Source organism: Rhodoferax sp. (assembly GCF_028715765.1).
Taxonomy (GTDB): Bacteria; Pseudomonadota; Gammaproteobacteria; order Burkholderiales; family Burkholderiaceae_C; genus Rhodoferax.
The window spans coordinates 1-13,527 of record NZ_JAQURE010000007.1 but is presented as its reverse complement, the minus strand read 5'-3'; the positions used below and the strand labels follow the sequence as shown (position 1 = coordinate 13,527).

General features: G+C 61.7%; 11 protein-coding genes. 5 read left to right on the top strand and 6 right to left on the bottom strand.

What is annotated here, in order from left to right; all coding sequences use genetic code 11:
* Window positions 1–5: 5 nt before the first annotated feature.
* Window positions 6–500, bottom strand: coding sequence for a LapA family protein (locus PHT20_RS04090; protein ID WP_300085119.1), 495 nt, complete (start codon window positions 498–500; stop codon window positions 6–8).
* 87 nt (window positions 501–587) lie between these two features.
* Here PHT20_RS04090 and PHT20_RS04085 point away from each other — a divergent pair, with 87 nt between their 5' ends.
* From PHT20_RS04085 to PHT20_RS04070, 4 genes are all read left to right on the top strand, one after another.
* A complete protein-coding gene (locus PHT20_RS04085; RefSeq protein ID WP_300085121.1) occupies window positions 588–2,642 on the top strand; it encodes an ATP-binding protein in 2,055 nt (684 codons plus the stop codon).
* Entirely contained in the window at window positions 2,639–3,268 is a 630-nt protein-coding gene (locus tag PHT20_RS04080; RefSeq protein ID WP_301019543.1) for a response regulator, read from the top strand. The genes PHT20_RS04085 and PHT20_RS04080 overlap by 4 nt, the downstream gene beginning before the upstream one ends.
* Window positions 3,269–3,333: 65 nt before the next feature.
* On the top strand, window positions 3,334–4,443 hold the full coding sequence (locus PHT20_RS04075; protein ID WP_300085125.1) for an ATP-dependent 6-phosphofructokinase: 1,110 nt from the start codon (window positions 3,334–3,336) through the stop codon (window positions 4,441–4,443).
* Window positions 4,433–4,810 carry a thioredoxin family protein gene (locus PHT20_RS04070; RefSeq protein ID WP_300085127.1) on the top strand — a complete coding sequence of 126 codons (378 nt, stop codon included), beginning with the start codon at window positions 4,433–4,435 and terminating at the stop codon, window positions 4,808–4,810. Before PHT20_RS04075 ends, PHT20_RS04070 begins: the two co-directional genes overlap by 11 nt.
* A gap of 223 nt (window positions 4,811–5,033) precedes the next feature.
* On the opposite strand, the gene PHT20_RS04065 is transcribed toward PHT20_RS04070, so the two are convergent.
* The 4 genes from PHT20_RS04065 to PHT20_RS04050 all read right to left on the bottom strand — a co-directional run bounded on the left by PHT20_RS04065 (window position 5,034) and on the right by PHT20_RS04050 (window position 10,268).
* Window positions 5,034–5,474 carry a CBS domain-containing protein gene (locus PHT20_RS04065; RefSeq protein WP_300085129.1) on the bottom strand — a complete coding sequence of 147 codons (441 nt, stop codon included), beginning with the start codon at window positions 5,472–5,474 and terminating at the stop codon, window positions 5,034–5,036.
* 83 nt (window positions 5,475–5,557) lie between these two features.
* On the bottom strand, window positions 5,558–6,613 hold the full coding sequence (locus tag PHT20_RS04060; RefSeq protein WP_301019542.1) for a 2-oxoacid:ferredoxin oxidoreductase subunit beta: 1,056 nt from the start codon (window positions 6,611–6,613) through the stop codon (window positions 5,558–5,560).
* Window positions 6,610–8,430, bottom strand: a complete 1,821-nt coding sequence (locus PHT20_RS04055; protein WP_301019541.1) for a 2-oxoacid:acceptor oxidoreductase subunit alpha — start codon at window positions 8,428–8,430, stop codon at window positions 6,610–6,612. Before PHT20_RS04055 ends, PHT20_RS04060 begins: the two co-directional genes overlap by 4 nt.
* Complete coding sequence (locus PHT20_RS04050) at window positions 8,427–10,268, bottom strand: FAD-dependent oxidoreductase (RefSeq protein WP_301019540.1); 1,842 nt, start codon at window positions 10,266–10,268, stop codon at window positions 8,427–8,429. Before PHT20_RS04050 ends, PHT20_RS04055 begins: the two co-directional genes overlap by 4 nt.
* A gap of 164 nt (window positions 10,269–10,432) precedes the next feature.
* On the opposite strand from PHT20_RS04050, the gene PHT20_RS04045 reads away from it, so the two are divergent.
* A complete protein-coding gene (locus tag PHT20_RS04045; RefSeq protein ID WP_300086538.1) occupies window positions 10,433–10,927 on the top strand; it encodes a hemerythrin domain-containing protein in 495 nt (164 codons plus the stop codon).
* Between the two features lie 76 nt (window positions 10,928–11,003).
* Here PHT20_RS04045 and PHT20_RS04040 read toward each other — a convergent pair.
* The coding region (locus PHT20_RS04040) for a bifunctional diguanylate cyclase/phosphodiesterase (protein WP_301019539.1) at window positions 11,004–13,527 on the bottom strand (2,524 nt) is incomplete at its 5' end.

Here is a 13,527-nt window from a genome sequence, read left to right as displayed (position 1 = left end):
GTGCCTTAACGCAGGCGCTCAGGCTGAGCCGCGCCGGGCAGCAAGCGGTCTTCCAGCTCACCCACACAGGCGCTGAGCGAATTGGCTGACTGCTCCAGGCTGGTTTGCAGGTGTTTCTCAAGCGCATCCAGGCGCGCCAGCACGGCTTGCTGCGTGGCCAGGTTTTGGTCTGCTTGCTGTTTCAAGCCAGTTTCCAGAAAACCACGCAACTCGGTAAAACGCGAAGCCTCGGCCTTGTCAGCCAGTTCACGGTTGGTTTGCAATTCTTTGGCGTTGCGGCGGCCATCAAACAAAGCGGTGGACTGCAAATACAGCACATACACCAGCAAATACGCCACCACAAACATCATCAGCCCCAGCATGATCAACCCCAGCGGGGCTTGCAAAGTGGTCACGCCAAACGACAGCGATGTGTTGGTCAAAAAAGCCGTCCAGTTCAACGCGGTAAAGGCGCCAATCAGGGTCAACAGCAAAATCAAAAAAAGACTGCGAATGCGCATGGGTTAACTCCTTCAGGTGGTTAAACAGGGTGCGCTTAATGGTACACCATCTCGCTATGATGCCCATTTTGCGCACACCCCCCTGACATGCCACTTGCCCCCGCCGCGGTAGACCACACGCTCGACTTTGCGTTGCTGCACCAGTCGGCCGGGCGCCATGGTGCGCGCAACCGGCGCGCCTTGGGCTGGCTGCTGGGCTTGTTGGCGCTGTTGCTGGGCTCGGTGGTCACGCTGCTGCTGTACCTGAACAATTTTGAGCAGGAAGAGGCGGCCCGGCGCCGCGCCGCAGACGCGCAGTGGCTGGAGCAAAGCGTGCAATTCCACTTTCGCCGGCTGGAAGACGACTTGCTGCTGCTGGCACGCCAGGCGGTGCAACAAGCGCCGGCCAGCAGCCCCGCGCCGCTGGCCGAGGCTGACTTGAAAGCCGGTTTGCTGTGGCGTGCGCCCGGGGTGGTGCTGGCAAGCGGCTGGCTGCCTGCTGCGCCCTTGAACCCCGCACCCGCTCAAACCGCCTCTGAGGCACGCACCGCCCCGGCGCGCTGGCCGCAAGACTGGGCCGCCCACCCAGACAACGCGCAGGCCTTGGCGCTGATGCAAAGCACCAGCCAGGGGCTGCGCCGCGCCGCCTACGCCGGCTTGATGCGGCAGGCAGACGGCAGCGCCAGCGACGTGATCTGGCTGGCCGTGCCCTTGTTTGAGCGGGGCCAGTTTGCCGGCAATTACCTGGTGGCGGTGGCGGTCAAGCAGGCGCTGGCGGCCCTGGTGCCAGGCTGGTTTACCCAAGACCACAGCGTGCAGTTGCTCACCGACGAGGCCACGGCGCAGCCCGACAGCGCTTACCGCGTGGGGCTGAACTTGCCGGGCGTTGACTTGTTTGTGCAGGTGGCGCTCACCCAAGCCCAGCCAACCACCGTGCCGCGCATATTTTTCTTGGTGGCGCTGCTGTTTTTGGCGGGCATGCTGGTCAGCCTGTACGCACTGCGGCGCGATTTCTCCAAGCGCCAGCAGGTGCAAGCGCTGTTGCAAACCCAGGTGGCACTGCGCACCGCCATGGAAAACTCGGTCACCATTGGCCTGCGTGCCTGGGACCTGAGCGGCAAGATTTTGTATGTCAACACTGCCTTTTGTCGCATGGTGGGCTACAGCGCGGCAGAGCTCATTGGCTGCGCCACACCGTTCCCTTACTGGCCAGCCGACCAGCGCGACCTGCTCGACAAAATCCACCAAGGGCTGATGACGCAAGGCACCCGTGGCGAGGGGCTGGAGGTGCAGTTTCAGCACCGCAGCGGCCAGCTGGTTGACGTGCTCATTCACGAAGCCCCGCTGAACTCGGCCACGGGCGAGCAAATGGGCTGGATGAGCTCGGTGCTTGACATCAGCGAGCGCAAGCGCGCCCAGCGCATGGCCGCGCAACAGCAAGAAAAGCTGGAGGCCTCTGGCCGTCTGGTGGCGGTGGGCGAGGTGGCCTCCACCCTGGCGCATGAACTCAATCAACCGCTGGGCGCGTTAAGCAGCTTTGCCAACGGCCTGCTCAACCGGCTGCACACCGGCAACATCACCCTGCCCGACCTGCTGCCGGTGGTCGAGCGCATGGCGCGGCTGGCCGAGCGCGCGGGCGGCATCATCAAGCGGGTCAACGCCTTTGCCCGCCGGCGCGAGTTGTCGCGCCAGCGGCTTGACCTGGTGGCCTGCGTGCAGCGGGTGCTGGTGCTGCTGGCCGAAGACGCCGCACTACCCCCCGCCTGGGCGCTGCCCACCCACGCCGTCTGGATTGATGCCGACGAGCTGTTGCTGGAGCACTTGGTGAACAACCTGGTGAGCAACGCGCAAGACTGGGCGCCCCAAGGGGCGCAGCGGGCGCAAGTGTGGGTGGGCTTGCGGCTGGATGCGGCGCTTGGCATGGCCGAGCTGACAGTGGCCGACACCGGGCCAGGTGTCAGCGAAGAAGCCCAGGCCACCATCTTCAACGCCTTTGTCAGCCGCAAAGAAGGCGGCATGGGCATGGGACTGGCCATTTGCAGGTCGATTGTGGAAGCCCACCACGGCCGCATTGAAGTCAGCCGCGACCCGGTGCTGGGCGGCGCCCGCTTCACGGTGCGGCTGCCCTTGTCTGAACCCCCCACCCCAGCGGAGCTTGCATGACCTCACCACGCGTACACATTGTGGACGACGACCCCGACATTCGCGACGGCCTGGCCTGGCTGTTTGACTCGCGTGGTTTCAAGGCCGCCACCTGGGACGGAGGCCAGGCGTTTCTGGACGCTGCGCGCGCCCTGCAAGGCCAGTGGGAAAGCGCCGTGGTGCTGCTTGACATGCGCATGGCACCGCTCTCAGGCAGCGTCACCTTTGAGCAGCTCAAAGCGCTGGGCTGCCCCTGGCCGGTGCTGTTTTTAACCGGCCATGGTGATGTGGGCACCGCAGCGGCGGCGGTCAAACAAGGTGCCTGGGACTTTTTAGAAAAACCGTTTCAAGACAACGAGCTGGTTGACCGCGTGCAGCAAGCCCTGGCTGCGGCCCACGCCGCTCAGCAAGATGACGCGCAAACCCGCCGCCTGCGGCTGGCACTGGCCTCACTGAGCCCGCGCGAGCGCGAGGTGCTCGACGAGCTGATTCGCGGCCACTACAACAAAAACATTGCCGACCACCTGGGCATCACCCCGCGCACGGTAGAGTTTCACCGTGCCAACATTTTCGAGAAAATGGGGGTCAGCTCGGCTGTGGAGCTGGCCCACAAGCTGGGCCAGCTGGAACCCAAATCACAAGCCTAAAATCGACCTGTAGCGCTTATAAAACAAGCGTAAGCAGCTATTATTATTGAATAAAGGAAGCCACCATGACCCACCCCATCAAACGCATTGCAGTCAACACCGGCGGGGGCGACGCGCCTGGCCTGAACGCGGTCATCCAGTCGGTGATGATGGCCGCCGACAACCGTGGCTGGGACTGCTTTGGCATCCGCGATGGCTTCAACGGCATCTTGTTCCCCGAGCGTTACACCGAAGGCGGTGTGATGCGCCTCACGCGCGACCGGGTGCGCGGCATTGGCCACCTGGGCGGCACCATCTTGGGCACCACCAACAAAGGCAACCCGCTGCATTTTCCGGTCAACATGCCCGACGGCAGCGTGCGCGAAATTGACCGCTCGGACGAAATCATCACCTACTTTGCTACCCATGAAATTGACGCGCTGGTGTCGATTGGCGGCGACGGCTCACTGACCATTGCCGACGCCCTGCACCAAAAAGGCCTGCGCGTGGTGGGCGTGCCCAAGACCATAGACAATGACCTCGACAAAACCTTCACCACCTTTGGTTTTGATACCGCTGTGGGCTTTGCCACTGAATGCCTGGACCGCCTGCACAGCACCGCCGAGAGCCATCAGCGCGTGCTGGTGGTCGAGGTCATGGGGCGCTACGCCGGCTGGATTGCCTTGCACGCCGGCATTGCCGGCAATGCGCATGCCATTTTGATCCCCGAGATTGGCTTTGACATTGACAAAGTGGCGGCCAAAATCCGCGCCCGCGAGGCCAACGGCCACCTTTACTCCATCGTGGTGGTGGCCGAAGGCGCGCAAGCCCGCGACGGCCACCGCGAGCTGCTGGCCGCCGCCGAAGTGGGGCACGCCGAGCGCCTGGGCGGCATGGGCGAACGCGTGGCCGAGGCGCTGGCCAGAGAAACCGGCAAAGAAGCCCGCGTGGTGGTGCTGGGGCATTTGCTGCGCGGGGGCAGCCCCACCGCGTTTGACCGCTTGGCCGCACTGCGCTTTGGCGCTGCTGCCGTGCGCGCGCTGGACGCCGGCCACAGCGGCGTGATGGTGTCGCTGGGCGTGAACGGCGTGGACTATGTGGCACTGGAAGAAGTGGCCGGCCATATTCGCAACGTGCCCATGGGCAGCGATGCCCTGCAAACCGGGCGCGACCTGGGGATTTGCTTTGGCGATTGAGCCCACCCCACCCCTGCTGGTGGCTTGCCTGTGTGCGGCGTGGTGCAATGTGTGCACCGACTACCGCAGCCGCTTTGAGCAGGTGCAAGCCACCCTCACAGCCAGCCACCCAGACGCACGTTTTGTCTGGATTGACATTGAAGACGACGAAGCCTTGCTGCACCCACTGGATGTGGAAGACTTCCCCACGCTGCTGATTGCCTTGGGCGACACCCCCTATTTTTTCGGCCCGCTCACGCCGCAGGCGCAAACGCTGGAGCGCATGGCGCGCAACGCGATGAGCGCCACCACCGCCCCCGGCGTCACCGACCCGCATGTCAGCGCCGCCGTGCGCCGCATTCGGGCCGAGCCTCAAGCCCTTCGATAACCGCTGTGGCACTGACCCAGTGATCTCTTTCACCATGTACGCGAAAATTCTCACAAACATGGTGTAAACATCACAAAATCATTGACTTATTCCCTCTCCCCTTGGGAGAGGGTTAGGGTGAGGGCGGATGTTGGTGTCACTTTGTTGCGGGGAGCCCTCACCCCTGCCCTCTCCCAAAGGGAGAGGGCGTAAGACTCGCAGCACATCAGCTTGAATTGCACCCTCACCCCAGTGCGTCGTTCACTTGCTCGTGAAATTCTGCCAAGCCTTGCGCGGCTTGCACTTCTTTGGGCATGGCATCGCGCACCGAGAACACGCCCAGAATCTTCTTGGCATCGGTCACGATGGGCAAGTGTCTGAAACCGCGCTCAATCATGATCAGCACCGCATCAGTCACTTTGGTCTCGGGCGGCACGCAAATCGGGTTGCGCGTCATGATGTCAGCCACGGTGAGCGTGGCTGGGTCTTGCGCTTTGGCGATCACCCGGGTCATCAAATCGCGCTCGGTGACGATGCCAAGCAAGGTGGTGTTGGCATCAATCACCAGCACGCTGCCGCAGTTGGCACGCGTCATCACACAAGCTGCGGTGTAAACCGTGGCGCTGGGTTGCACGCTGACCACGTGGCGCTGCGCCATGGATTGAAATACGGTGCGTTCGGTCATGCTGTGCTCCTGTGGGTTTAGCTTAAAAACAATAGCTACTCACGCTCTATTCATAAGCGCTAGAGGCCATTTTGACGTATAACTTAACGCAGTGCCGCGTTGATCTTGTCGAGCGCTTTTGAGCCTGGGCACAACTGCTGCACACCCAGGCTGTTGAGCGGCTGGGCGCAGGTGTTGAGCGAGGTGTGCAAGTCGGTGGGCAGCGGGTCCAGGTAGAGCAAGCCGGTCACCACTTCGCCGCGCGCGGCGTGCGCATTCATGTAGCTCATCGCGGCGTAACGGTCGGTCGGGTCGTAGTCAGTGTGCAGCTTGCGCATGCGCAAGACCGAGCCGTCATGCTGCGCCACTTCCACCACTTCACCAGGCGCGTAACTGGTGGTGATTTCGCAGCCAGGCGCCACAAAGTCAATCACGCTCACCGCCTCGTCGTGCTGGCGGATGTATTCATAACTCTTGGTGCTGCCGCCGTGGTTGTTGAAGGTGACACAAGGGCTGATCACGTCTATGAACGCCGCGCCGCCATGCGCCAGCGCGCCTTTGATGAGCGGCACCAGCTGCGCTTTGTCGCCCGAGAAACTGCGCGCCACATAGGTGGCGCCCAGTTGCAGTGCAATGCCCACCAGGTCGACCGGGCTGTCGGTGTTGATGGCGCCTTTTTTGCTTTTGGAGCCACGGTCTGCGGTGGGCGAAAACTGCCCTTTGGTCAGGCCATAGACGCCGTTGTTCATCACGATGTAAGCCATGTTGACGCCGCGGCGCATGGCGTTGGCAAACTGCCCCAGACCAATCGAGGCCGAGTCGCCGTCGCCCGACACCCCCAAATACATCAGCTCGCGGTTGGCCAGGTTCGCCCCGGTGAGCACGCTGGGCATGCGCCCGTGCACGGTGTTAAAGCCGTGTGAGGCGCCTAAAAAGTAGGTGGGCGCTTTGGAGCTGCAACCAATGCCAGACATCTTGGCCACGCGGTGCGGCTCAATGTCAAGCTCCCAGCAGGCCTGGATGATGGCGGCGCTGATGCTGTCGTGGCCACAACCGGCGCACAGCGTAGAGACCGGGCCTTCGTAGTCGCGCCGGGTGTAGCCCACCTTGTTTTGCGTCAGCGTGGGGTGGTGCAGCCGGGGTTTGGCAAGGTAGGTCATACAGTCTCCTTCAAAAGCGCCAGCTTGGCGGCAATGGCGCTGACGATGAAGCGCGCGGTGATGGGCGTGCCGTCGTAGTGCAGCACTTTGACCAGTTGTTTGGGGTTGGCATCAAGCTCGGTGACCAGCAGGGTGCGCATTTGGGCATCGCGGTTTTGCTCCACCACAAACACCGTGTCGTGCGCCGCCAGGAAGGCCTCCACCGAGGCCGGGAACGGAAACGCCAGCAAGCGCAGGGCATCCAGATGCACGCCGTCAGCCTCCAGCACATCCAGCGCTTCGCGCATGGCGGGGGTGGTAGAGCCAAAGTAGATCACGCCCAGGCGGGTGTCTTGCGGCGCCATGTGAATGATGGGCTGGGGCACCAGCGTGGCGGCGGTTTTGAACTTTTTCAGCAGCCGCTCCATGTTGTACACATAGTCTGGCCCACGCTCTGAATAACGCGCATAGGCGTCTTTGGACGTGCCACGGGTGAAAAAGCTGCCCTTGCTGGGGTGTGTGCCGGGGTAGGTGCGCCAGCCAATGCCGTCGCCATCCACGTCGTTGTAGCGGCCAAAGTCTTTGCCGGCGTCCAGGTCAGCGGCGGTCATGACCTTGCCGCGGTCGTAGTCACGCGCGTCGTCCCACACAAAGGGTTTGCACAGGCGCTGGTTCATGCCAATGTCAAGGTCGCTCATCACAAACACTGGGGTTTGCAGCCGGTCCGCCAAGTCCAGCGCGGCGGCGGCGTGCTCAAAACACTCATGCGGGTCTTGCGGGAACAGCATCACATGCTTGGTGTCGCCATGCGAGGCGTAGGCGCAGGCCAGCAGGTCTGCCTGCTGGGTGCGGGTGGGCATGCCGGTGCTGGGGCCACCACGCTGCACGTTGATGAGGGTCACCGGAATCTCAGCAAAGTAAGCCAGCCCCAAAAACTCGGTCATCAGCGAAATACCCGCGCCCGAAGTGGCGGTAAACGCCCGTGCGCCGTTCCAGCCGGCGCCAATGGCCATGCCAATGGAGGCCAGCTCGTCTTCGGCCTGCACGATGGCAAAGCGGTGCTGGCCGGTGCTTTCATCCACCCGAAACTTGTCGCAGTATTTTTGAAAGTTTTCTGGCACGGAAGACGACGGGGTAATCGGGTACCAGGCCGCCACCGTGGCACCGCCATAAATGCAACCCAGCGCCAGCGCGCTGTTGCCGTCGGTAAAAATCTGGTCGCCCACCTTGTCAGACTGGCGCACGGTCAGCCCCAGTGGGTAAGCCAGGTGCTGCTTGACGTAATCACGCCCGAGGTTGATGGCTTGCAGGTTAGAGGCCAGCAAGCGCTCTTTGCCCTTGAATTGCTCGGCAAACAGCTTCTCAAACACGCTGGCGTCCAGGTCCAGCAGCAGGGAGAGCGCACCCACGTAAATGATGTTTTTGAACAGCTGGCGCTGACGTGGGTCGGTGTAAGTGGTGTTGGTGATTTCGGTCAGGGGCACGCCAATCACGGTCACATCTTTGCGGAACTTGTTCTCAGGAATCGGCCGTGTGCTGTCATAAAACAGGTAACCACCAGGCTCAATCTCGGCCACATCGGCATCCCAGGTTTGCGGGTTCATGGCCACCATCATGTCGACCCCGCCACGCCTGCCGTGGTAGCCTTTTTCGCACACCCGGGCTTCGTACCAAGTGGGCAGACCCTGGATGTTGCTGGGGAAAATGTTGCGCGGGCTCACCGGCACGCCCATGCGCATCACCGCTTTGGCAAACAGCTCGTTGGCGCTGGCCGAGCCAGAGCCGTTGATGTTGGCAAACTTGATGACGAAATCGTTCACGGCTTCAATGCGTTTCATGCGGCCTCCGGGGTTTTGAGTTGGGCAGCGCTGCTGCGGGTGTCGCGTGCACGCGGGCCGGCTTGCGTGGTGTCCAAGCGGAATTTCTGCATGTCCCAGGCGCCGGTGGGGCAGCGCTCGGCGCAAAAGCCGCAGTGCAGGCACACATCTTCGTCTTTCACCATGACGCGGCCGGTTTTCAGACCGTCAGACACATACAGGTCTTGCGCGGTGTGGGTGGCCGGGGCTTTGAGTCGGGTGCGCAAATCAGCCTCTTCGCCGTTGTCGGTGAAGGTGATGCAATCCATCGGGCAAATGTCCACGCAGGCATCGCACTCAATGCACAGCTTGTCTTTGAACACGGTTTGCACGTCGCAGTTCAGGCAGCGGCTGGCTTCTTTGAAAGCGGTGGCGGCATCAAAGCCCAGTTCCACTTCAACCTTGATGCTGGCCAGGGCTTTTTCGGCGCTGGTCCAGGGCACTTTGGAGCGCAGGTCGTTAGAGACGGCGTTTTTGTAGCTCCACTCGTGAATGCCCATTTTTTGCGACATCAGGTTGGTGGTCGGCGCAGGGCGCTGGGTCACGTCTTCAGCGTTGAGCAGCCGGTCAATCGACACCGCCGCTTCATGGCCGTGCGCCACTGCGGTGATGATGTTTTTGGGGCCGTAAGCGGCGTCGCCGCCAAAAAAGACTTGCGGCAAAGTGGACTGGAACGCGCCTTCTTTCAAAACCGGCAAGCCCCATTTGTCGAATTCAATGCCCAGGTCGCGCTCGATCCAGTGGAACGAGTTTTCTTGCCCCACGGCAATCAGCACCTCGTCGCAAGGCACCAACACGTCGGGTTCACCGGTGGGCACCAAGCTGCGTTTGCCCTTGGCATCGTACTCAGCGCGAACCAGCTCAAAGGTCATGCCGGTCAACTTGCCGTCGGTGTGCTCAAAAGATTTGGGCACGTGGTAGTTCAGAATCGGGATGCCTTCGTGGGCAGCGTCTTCTTTTTCCCAGGGCGAGGCTTTCATTTCCTCGAAGCCGCTGCGCACGATCACTTTCACGTCTTTGCCACCCATGCGCCGGGCGCTGCGGCAGCAGTCCATGGCAGTGTTGCCGCCGCCCAGCACAATCACGCGCTCGGCGGTGGTAGAGATGTGGCCAAACGACACCGACATCAGCCAGTCAATGCCAATGTGGATGTGCGCCGCCGCTTCTTTGCGCCCGGGCAGCACCAGGTCGCGCCCACGTGGTGCGCCACTGCCCACAAAAATGGCATCAAAACCCTGCGCCAGCAGCGCTTTCATGGACTCAATGCGTTTGCCAGACTGGAAGTTCACGCCCAGCTTCAAAATCTGATTGGTTTCCTCGTCCAGCACCGACTCCGGCAGGCGGAACTTGGGGATTTGGGTGCGCACAAAGCCACCGGCTTTGGACTCGCCTTCAAACACGGTGACGGCATAACCACACGGCACCAGGTCACGCGCCACGGTGAGAGAGGCCGGACCCGCGCCCACGCAGGCCACTTTTTTGCCGTTGGGCGGCGCCATGGCGGGCATGCGCGCCGAGATGTCGTCTTTGAAATCAGCCGCCACACGCTTGAGGCGGCAAATGGCCACCGGTTCGGGCTTGGCGCCGTTGTTTTCTTCGACCCGGCCACGCCGGCAGGCGGGCTCGCAAGGGCGGTCGCAGGTGCGCCCCAGCACACCTGGAAACACATTGCTGACCCAGTTGATCATGTAGGCATCGCTGTAGCGACCCTGACCAATCAGGCGGATGTATTCGGGCACGGGGGTGTGGGCCGGGCAGGCCCATTGGCAGTCCACAACCTTGTGAAAATAGGTTGGGTTCGAGGTTTGGGTGGGTTGCAAGTTTGTCTCCTCATCCTGCTGGGTCATCGGTTTGAGCACCGCAGGTGAGGGGCATCCTACGCCGAGGCTTTGCACGGCCTTCTTGATCTGGCGCAAATCAAACCGATTTGTCGCCGCCAAAATGCTTTGATGCCTGCCCCTGTTGCACACCAAGGAGAACCCCTGTGAACACTGCCCCGACTGCTGACCCCTTCAAAGCGCTGGACGCCTGCCACCAGCAAATTCACGAGCACTTGGCAGCCTTGGCTGACCTGCTGGAGCGCCTTGAAAGCGATGACTGCAGCGCCCACTGCCGCCAAAAAGCCAAAACCATTGAGGCCTTTTTTTCAGACACCGCGCGTGCCCACCATGCCGACGAAGAGCGCCATGTGTTCCCCAAACTGCTGCTCAGTGGCGATGCCGAGCTGGTGCAAGCGGTGCAGGTGTTGCGCCAAGACCATGGCTGGATTGAGCAAAACTGGCTGGAGCTGGCGCCCCTGCTGCGCGCCCTGGCGCAGGGCGAAGACTGGGCTGACCCAACCGAGCTCAAGCACAACGCAGAGGTGTTTGTGAGCCTGTGCCACGACCACATCGTGCTCGAAGAAACGCTGATTTACCCGCAGGCCAAAGCGCAACTGGCGCAAGAGCTGGCCAGCCGTGCCGCACGCCTGGCGCAATAGGCGCCACAACGCTATCTTATAAAGAGCTACTCACGCTTATTTGACATGCGCTAGAGGCCAAAAACACTCTGAACTTTCAAGAGGGTTGGGAGGCCGTCAACCAACGCTGGGCAAAGGCTTGGGCGTCCAGTGCCGGGTCAAACAAAAAGCCTTGCCCCAGCTCCACACCCAGGCCAGCCAGGTGTTGGCGCTGAGTCTCTTGCTCTATGCCTTCTGCCACCAGCGTGTGCCCCAGGTTGTGTGCCATGTCGACAATGGTTTGCACCAGCACCGCATCGTTTTCATGGGTCAGCATGCCTTTGACAAAGCTTTGGTCAATTTTGATGACCGACACCGGCAGTTGCCGCAAATAAGCCAGGCTGGAGTAACCGGTGCCAAAGTCGTCTATCGACACCGACACGCCCAGGCGCTGAATGTCTGCCAGCTGCGCCAGCTGCTCAGGGGTGTGTTCCAGCAAAGCGTCTTCGGTCAGCTCTAGCTCCAGCGCGCTGGCAGGCACGCGGTGCTGGTTGAGCTGCTGCTGCAGGTTTTCCAGCATGCGGGGGTGCTTTAAATCAGCCACATTTTGGTTGATGGACAAGCGCCAGCCCGGTTGCCATTGGCCACTGGCCAGCCAGCTGCCAAGCTGGCGCAGCGCATCGTTCATCACCCAATGGTCCAGCGCCACCAGCAAGCCCGTTTTTTCTGCCACACCAATGAACTCGCCAGGCAGCACCAAGCCGTTGCCCGGGCGCTGCCAGCGCACCAGCGCCTCGGCGCCCTGCAGCGCGCCGTCGCTCAAGCGGCATTTGGGCTGAAAGTACACCCGCAGTTGTTGCTGCTCTATGGCTTGTGCCAGTTCGGTCTGGATGGCAAAGCGCTTGTCATTGACGCGGCTGAGCTCAGGCGTGTAGACCGCAAAGCGGTTGCGACCCTCAATTTTGGCGTCGTACATGGCCAGGTCGGCACAGCGCAGCAGCGCGTCGGGGGTTTGGCCGTCTTGCGGGTAAAGGGCTAACCCGACGCTGGCCATGGGGCGGTAGCTGACACTGTCTTGCAGTTGCATGGGTTCGCGCAGTTTGGTCAGCACATTGGCCGCCACCGCTTGCGCACCGGGGACGTCGCTGCCGGGCAGCAGCAGCACAAACTCGTCGCCACCAATGCGCGCCACCGTGTCTTCGGCGCGCACGCTCAACTGCAGTCGGTGCGCCACTTCGCGCAGCAGCTGGTCGCCCACTTGGTGCCCGAGTGTGTCATTGACTTCCTTGAAGCGGTCCAGGTCAACAAACAGCAAAGCAAAAGAACTGTTGTGGCGCAGGCTGGCGCTCATCAGCTGCGCCATGCGGTCGTTGAACAAAGATCGGTTGGGCAGGCCGGTCAAGCTGTCATAAGAGGCCTGGTGCACCAAGGCCATTTTGGCGTTGTGCAGCGGGGTCACATCGGCTTGCACGGCAATGTAGTTCAACACATTGCCTTCTGCATCACGCACCGCGTTGATGGTGCTCCACACGGTGCAGTAGCGGCCGTCTGAGCGGCGGTTGTTGAGCTCGCCCGACCAGGTGCCCGTTTGGGTGATGGCTTGCCACATGGCGGTGTAAAACGCCGCATCTTGCCGCCCAGACTTGAGCACATTGGTCTTTTGCCCCAGCACGGCTTCGGCCGAGAAACCGGTCAGCCGGGTAAACGCCGGGTTGACGCGCAAGATGCGGGTGCTGGCATCGGTGATGATGATGGCTTCGGCAGAGTTTTGAAACACCGCTTCGCTGAGCAGCATTTGGCGCTGCTGGTCTTTCAGGGCGGTGATGTCGGTTGAGATGCCGCCCACGCCATAGACCTCGCCTTGCAGGTTGCGCAACGGAAACTTGCGGGTTAAAAAATCCATGCGCTCGTGCGCGCCGTGCACTTGCTCTTCCACGGTGATGGCCTGCTTGCTGTGCAGCACTTTTTGGTCAGCCTCGGCGTGCAAAATGGCATCGCGCAGGGGCAAAAAGCTCTCGCGTGGCTGCCCCACCACCTGCTCGCGGCTGCGCCCGACAAAGTTCAGCAAGGCGTGGTTGGCCAGCAGCATCTTGCCCTGGGTGTCGGTGGCATACATGAAGGCGTCGCTGGCATCGAGCAGCAGCGTATAAAACTGCTGGTCGGCCTGGCGCGCCAGCTCGGCACTGCGGTCGGCCCACAGCATCAGCACCCGGCGCTCAAGCTTGTAGTCAATCGACAAACCAATCAGGTGCACATCAAAACTCAAGACCTGGCCCTGCGCCGTCTTGTGGTGCACCTGCGGTATCACCAGGGTTTCGCCTGCGGCCACACTGCGCAAGGCCTGACTGACCCTTGAGCGGTCTTTGCCCGTCAACAGGCTCCACAGCCGCATGTCGGCATGGACAAATTTTTTGCGTTCGCCCAGCAGGGCATCCGCCAAGGGGTTGCACTCGTCCACCACGCCTTGCCCGTCCACCACCAGGGCGGCCAGCGGCAGCTGATCAAACAAATATTGGTAACGCTTGCGCGCCAGTTCAGCATCTTGCTGGGCGGCGCGCAGCTCTTCGTTTTGCAGCTCCAGCTCGACTTGGTAAATGCGCAGGTCTTCGAGCAGTTTGAGGGTCTGCAGGTGCTGCGCATCG

What these genes read in the sequence shown, in the direction of transcription:
- PHT20_RS04090 (WP_300085119.1), bottom strand. Translation starts at nt 500, where the DNA reads ATGCGCATTCGCAGTCTTTTTTTGATTTTGCTGTTGACCCTGATTGGC.
- PHT20_RS04085 (WP_300085121.1), top strand. Translation starts at nt 588, where the DNA reads ATGCCACTTGCCCCCGCCGCGGTAGACCACACGCTCGACTTTGCGTTG.
- PHT20_RS04080 (WP_301019543.1), top strand. Translation starts at nt 2,639, where the DNA reads ATGACCTCACCACGCGTACACATTGTGGACGACGACCCCGACATTCGC.
- PHT20_RS04075 (WP_300085125.1), top strand. Translation starts at nt 3,334, where the DNA reads ATGACCCACCCCATCAAACGCATTGCAGTCAACACCGGCGGGGGCGAC.
- PHT20_RS04065 (WP_300085129.1), bottom strand. Translation starts at nt 5,474, where the DNA reads ATGACCGAACGCACCGTATTTCAATCCATGGCGCAGCGCCACGTGGTC.
- PHT20_RS04060 (WP_301019542.1), bottom strand. Translation starts at nt 6,613, where the DNA reads ATGACCTACCTTGCCAAACCCCGGCTGCACCACCCCACGCTGACGCAA.
- PHT20_RS04055 (WP_301019541.1), bottom strand. Translation starts at nt 8,430, where the DNA reads ATGAAACGCATTGAAGCCGTGAACGATTTCGTCATCAAGTTTGCCAAC.